General features: G+C 35.0%; 2 protein-coding genes. Both read left to right on the top strand.

Annotated features, from left to right (window positions below):
- Window positions 1-936 (top strand): PorP/SprF family type IX secretion system membrane protein, encoded by a 936-nt coding sequence (locus tag JM658_RS10025; protein WP_317207869.1) that lies wholly within the window; start codon window positions 1-3, stop codon window positions 934-936.
- A gap of 368 nt (window positions 937-1,304) precedes the next feature.
- On the top strand, window positions 1,305-6,937 hold a 5,633-nt coding region (locus tag JM658_RS10030; RefSeq protein WP_236959124.1), incomplete at its 3' end, for a hypothetical protein.

The raw sequence follows: 6,937 nt of genomic DNA on the forward strand, positions 1-6,937 counted from the left end.
ATGATGAAGATCAAATCGTTTAAAATAACATTTATAATTTGTTTGTTGAGTGTACTCTTGTCAGATCTATATGGGCAGCAAGACTCTCAATACACACAGTATATGTATAACACGATGACTTTTAATCCAGCTTACACTGGAACTAGAGATGTTTTTAGCGGTTTGGCAATGTATAGAAATCAATGGACAGGTTTAGATGGTGCTCCAGAAACAATGAATCTATCAATGCATGGTCCAGTAGGAAATAATGTAGGACTAGGATTGAGTATAACTAATGATAAAATATTCATAGCAAATGAAACAGCTATAGATTTAATGTTTAGTTACATTATAAACCTTTCATACCGTTCCAAATTATCGCTAGGGTTAAAAGCAGGTGCTAATCTTTTTGATATAGATTTTAGTAGAGTAAACACAGGTTCCCCAAATGGAGGTGATCCAAATGTGCAATATAATGTAGATAATGAATTTGCTCCTCAAGTTGGAGCTGGAGCTTATTATTATACAGATAAATTTTATGCAGGATTAAGTATTCCTAATATGCTAGAAACAGAGCATTTTGACGATTCTAGCAATAGTACAGCAGGGGAGAGAATGCATTTATATTTTATAACAGGATACGTTTTTAACCTAAGTCCCGATATAAAATTTAAGCCAGCTACTTTAGTAAAAGCAGTAAGTGGAGCTCCTTTGCAGGTAGATGTATCAGCAAACTTCCTTTTCTATGATAGTTTTAGCATAGGGGCAGCCTACCGTTGGGATGCAGCACTTAGCGTTTTAACAGGATTACAAATAAACGATAGGTGGATGGTAGGTTATGCTTACGACTGGGAAACGACTTCTTTGGCTCAGTACAATAAAGGGTCTCATGAAATCTTTCTTCGTTTTGAATTATTTAAAAATTATAAAAAAGTTATTTCGCCTAGATTTTTTTGATGTATAACGATTTAACGTATTTTTTGTAAATAAAATCTTATCTTAGATGTAAAATAAAATTTATAGTCATAATACATAATAATTATGTATCATGACTACATGAATTGTTTATATGAGTTTAACTAATGGTTTAGCTTACTTGTTTTAAATTTGTATTAATTTATATATCCCCCATATATTCAGTAGAAATAGGTCATACTTGTATTTTTCACTCCCCCCTCTATTTTTCTTCTGAAATTGAATTTAATATTATTTTTTGTTTATAGATGATGTTTTTCGTCTATATGTAGAGCTTATTATCTAATGGATAATAAGATTATGATGTGTAAATAAAATATATCATCATTTAAAGATAAAACTGTTACAGTATGATAAAATATTACTTTTCATTATTTATTGTTCTTTTTAGTTTAGGGTTTTATAGTAGCTATAATACTATAGTTAATATATTACCTTACGTAAGCACAAATGAAAATCATGTAGAAGCAACAAATAAAATTGCTTTAGATGAGATGTATGCTTTCACCTTAAATGTAGAATCTGAGGATGAATCCTGTGCAGGTGGAGGAGGAACAGTTACACTTAATATTTCTGAAACAGAAATAGATGCTATTTTAACATTCTCATTTTTTTTAGGCCCAACTAGTGGAACGCCGGTGAATACTGAAGAGGATGTTTCAGATGGGGATACTTTTGTAAAAGTGGTACAAGACCTTCCTGTAGGTTCGTATACAGTTAGAGTTACAGAAAATGTAAATGGAACTCTAAGTACTTTAGAACAAACTTTTAGCATAGGAAGCAATTTAGAGACTTTCGATTTTTTATTGGATCAAGAGCGTAGATGTGATGGTATAGCTATTGTAGCAGATGTTACTGCGGGTATTGCAGACTATTACGAATTATATGTAGATGGTACAAGTACTATATTAGATACTAGTACTGAAGGTGATTTTCCTGCCTTAACACAAGGTGTAGTTTATGAAGTAAGAGGATATGATAACTGCGGGACTGTAAGAGTGCGTACTCAGACAATAGATCTTAAAGAGTTTTCTACAGATTTATTTACAAGAGGTGCTGTTGTAGGAGCTCCAGATGATTGTTCTACAGCATCATATAGAATAATAAATAATTCAAATTTTGGATCTAATGGAGTATACGCGGTCCCTATAGAATGGTCTGTAGAATTTGAGAACCCTACAGATCCTGGGAATACAACTACCGTTTCAGGAACAATGCCTACTGCAACTAATTTTACTTTTGATGGACCATATTACCCACAAGAAGAATGGGATTATACTATTACTGCCATTGATGCTTGCGGTACTGAATTTACACATACATATACAAAGTCTGCAATTTGTGGAAACTGTAGTTTAGATTTTAGAACGGTAAATGGAAATTGTGGTGGGCAATATCTTTGGTTTAGAGGAGCAACTGATATAGTATCCACAGATAGATCATTTGCATTATTAGAATTTCCAGATGCCTTCGATCCTACAGCATATGGCTTTACCTTTGATACCTATTACAATGCCTATACTATTGTTTATACTGATTATAATGGAGAATATTTTGGTGGTCCAGATAATACATTACCTGAAGGAGATTATGTTGCAAAAGTATATGGAGGTTGCGGAAATGAAACATCAACAGTAACACGAACCATTGAGCCTCAGGGAAAAGAAATAGTTTCTTATGTTTCTTATGGTTGTGAAGTTGGGGAAGCAGGTATTAGATTACATGCGAATGTACCGAATGCTCAGTTTGATTACGCATTAGTATATCCTATAGAATCAGCTGTTATAACTTCTGCTCCAGCTGCTTATACAGGTCCTACTAATTTATTAATAGGGGATACTTTTGTTTATAGTAATGCAAATGTTAATTATGCAGCTATAGATAATCTTATTCCAGGAACATATACTTTTGAAGTTGTAAGTTGTGGAGAGACAATAATTCATGAAAAAACTATAGAAAGCACAAAAATTAATGAAGCAGATACTGATATTACTCGCCGTTGTGGTTCTTTTGATGTTACAATAGATTGGACAAGTAATATAAGTAGCGGTGTTATATTTTTTCAATATTACAATGAAACTAGTCAGCAATGGGGAAAACCAGATGGTTCTAGCTCTAGTTCAAATGAGTATGCTAGTTATGACTTAATTGGTGGAAATGGAAATAATGATAGAGGAAATAGTTTAAGTAATGTTTCTTTTACGGTAAATAGTTTAAGTCTTAGTGGAAAATATCGATTTTTCACCAAATCGAGAATGCATTCTGATGATCCGACAAGTACTCAAAACCTTTATTATGATTGTTTTGATGTTATTGAAGAGTTTGAGTTTTATGATCGTCCGCAAATAAATGATTATTACGTTTTTCAATGTATAGATGGAACTACAACTGCTGTTATAGATGCAGAAGGAGTTGAACCTTTAAATTACCAAGCTATCTCTTTTAATGGGAATCCTATTAGTATTGATAATGGGACATCTCCAGTATTTTCAGGACTGGATTCTGGCTTATATACTTTTTTAATGACAGATTCTTGTGGTAATCAATTTCAATTTATCGCAAATACTTCCGCAGAAAAGCTTCCTAGAATACGAGCAAATAATTTATGTGAAGGCAGTGCTGGGTCTTTATTCATCTCAGGGTTAGACTTCATGGATATTTCATGGACCAAAGGAGCAGATCCAACGGTTATTGGTACAGGGAATATTTTACCTCTAGATCCTTTTGATAGTACTACAGATGTTGGAGAATATCATGCTACAATTTCTTATAGTGGTGACAATGTAAATTGTGCTGATGCAGTGTTAGATTATAACCTTACTGCAGAAAATACTACCAATGCAGAAGCTGGAACTGGACAAACGGTTACAATTGTTAAATCTGAATCTGGGTCTGTTATAGATTTATTTGATTATATAACTGGACCATATGATGATTTTGGATATTGGGAAGAAACTACTGCTACCTCTAGTGATGGTTTAATTTTCGATTCTGAGAAATGGGATATTACAAATGTTGGTGCTGGTACTTATACTTTTTTATATACTGTAGAAGGTGGTTGTAGTGGAGAAGATACCACAACAGTAACAATAACATTAATCGATTGTCAGAGTCCAATTCTTACAATTGGAGATTTAGCATGTAATGCATCTGGGACTAGCTTTGATATTAGTTTTATATCTAATGCAACTACTATTACTAATAGTGAAGGTACGTTAGATCAGGCTGCGGGGACTATTACTAATATTCCTCCAAATACAGTTTTAACCATTGAGGCATATAATAGTGCGAGTTGTGCTGTTACACAGACTATTACAACTCCTGCAACATGTCCAACAGATTGTATCCTACCAGATTTACAAGTTGGACAAGCTGTTTGTGATGGAATAGGGGCTACCACGTATACAGTTAGTTATTCTGACGCAACAGGAGCTACTATTTCTGTTGTCGGAGGAACCGATAACGAAGATGGTACTATTACAGCAAACATAGGTACAGATATAGAAATAACAGCAACAAACGGTGCTTGTGTATCGATAATTGATGTAACAAGTCCAGAAAATTGTGACAATCCATGTGGAGGTAGTCCTATTAGTATTGGAGGGACTGTCTGTAATGAAGATGGACTGGGAGGTTATACTGTTCCATATGTTTTAATTTCTGATGCAACGATTACAATTTCTGCACCAACCGATGCTACAGACGATGGGGCTGGTTTAATAACGGTGCCAAACGGTGGTGATTTAACATTTACAATCAGTTTAGATGAATGTACTGTAGATAGAACAATAACAGTACAGGCACCCGTATGTGAAGAAGTTTGTCAGAGTCCTGTGCTTACTTTAGGAGATTTGACATGTAATGCTGCTGGTGATGGTTTTGAGGTTTCTGTAATTACTAGTTTGACTGATGCAGCCAATATCACCGTTAGTGCTGGAGATTTAGATACACAAAATAGAAAAATTATAAATATTCCTTTTGGTACAACACTAACTGTTGAAGCTAGAAATGGTATAAGTTGTACAACAGAAGCAAGCATAGTAATTCCTAGCAGTTGTCCTACAGGATGTATTCAGCCTGATTTAAATGTAGGGCAAGCCATATGCGATGGTACAGGATCAAGTACATATAGTGTTGCTTATTCTTTAACTACAGCTGCAGACATATCTATTAGTGCAGGTGATTTAGATGAAACAAACATGCGTATTATTAACATTCCTGTTGGTGTAAACCTTCAAGTGTCCGCTGTTAATCCAACAGATAGCGCTTGTACTACGGTAATTACTGTAAATTCACCTACCGATTGTGATAATCCATGTGAAAATCCTGGAGTGAGTTTAGGGAGCCCAAATTGTGCTACAGATTTATTGTCCTACAGTGTTAATTATATCGCTCCTACAGGAGTCACTATTACTACTAATGTTGGAGTAGTCGATGCAGCTACAGGAATGGTAACAGATATTCCTATCGGTACAGATTTATTTGTCACTGCTAGTTATGAAGGTTGTGCAAATGATCAAACAGCTTTAGTTGTTGCTCCAAGTGAGTGTAGAGAAAACTGCCAAGACCCTGTGCTAACAATAGGGAATTTAACCTGTAATGGTACATCTTATAGTGTAGATTATATAAGTGATGGAGAAAATATCACGATTACACCAAATGTTGGTAACCTTAATACTGCAACAAATAAAATTGAAAATATTCCTTTTGGGAGTGATATTACAATTACTGCACAAAATGGAAATAGTTGTATTACTACAGCAAGCATAGAAATTCCAGATGCATGCCCGACCGACTGTATTCAACCAGATTTAACAGTTGGACAAGCATTTTGCGATGGCGTTGGAGCCGAAACATATACCGCTAGCTATGTGGAGAAAACAGGAGCTACAATCACTGTTGATGGTGGAGTTGATAACGGAGATGGGACATTAAGTGGTACTGCTGGTAATGATATTATTGTTACAGCAACAAATGGTTCTTGTGAAACAGTTATAACTATTCCATATCCAGATGATTGTTCGGATCCATGTATAAATCCGAATATTAGTATTGGAGGAACTATTTGCTCAACCGATTTAACTGAATATAGTGTTAGTTTTACTGCTGCTTCCGGTGTTTCTGTTACTGCAGATCAAGGAAATGTAGACTTAGCTAATGGAATAATTACTAATATACCAATAGCAAATAGTGTAGTGATTACTGCTACTTTTTCAGGTTGTACAGCTCCTAAAGAAGTAACAGTAACTCCACCAATATGTGAAGAAACATGTCAGGATCCAATCTTAACAGTGGGAGAATTAATATGCGATGGAACTACTTATAGTTTAGATTTTATTTCTGACGGAGCTACTATTAATGCTAGTTCAGGGGTAGTAGATACCGCAAATGGTGTGATTACTGGAATTGCATTTGGATCGACACTTACAATTACCGCTTCTAATGGCACTTCTTGTGAAACGATAACTACCATAGCCATTCCATCGGATTGTCCATCGGATTGTGTCTTCCCAGACTTAACAGTTGGACAAGGAATTTGTGATGGTATAGGTGCTACTACATATACGGTAAACTTTACAGAAACTACTGGAGCAACACTCACTGTTACTGGAGGAACAAATAATGGTGATGGTACAATTGCTGGAACCATAGGTGCAAATATTGTAATCACAGCCACAAATGGTAGTTGTGAAAGTATAATTACTATTACATCTCCAACGGATTGTGACAATCCATGTGAAAATCCTAGTATTAGTATTGGAGGAACGGAATGTTCAGAGGATTTAACAACTTATATTGTGTTGTTTACAGCAGCTCCAGGGGTTACCATAATGGCAAATCAGGGAACAGTTAATCTTGCTGATGGAACAATCACAGGTATTCCAACAGGAACGAATGTTATTATTACAACTAGTTTTGCTGGTTGTACAGAAGATAGAGTAGTTACTGTAGCTTCACCTACTTGTGAGGAAGCATGTCAAGA

It is taken from the genome of Joostella atrarenae, from assembly GCF_021764745.1.
GTDB classification, from domain to species: Bacteria; Bacteroidota; Bacteroidia; order Flavobacteriales; family Flavobacteriaceae; genus Galbibacter; species Galbibacter atrarenae.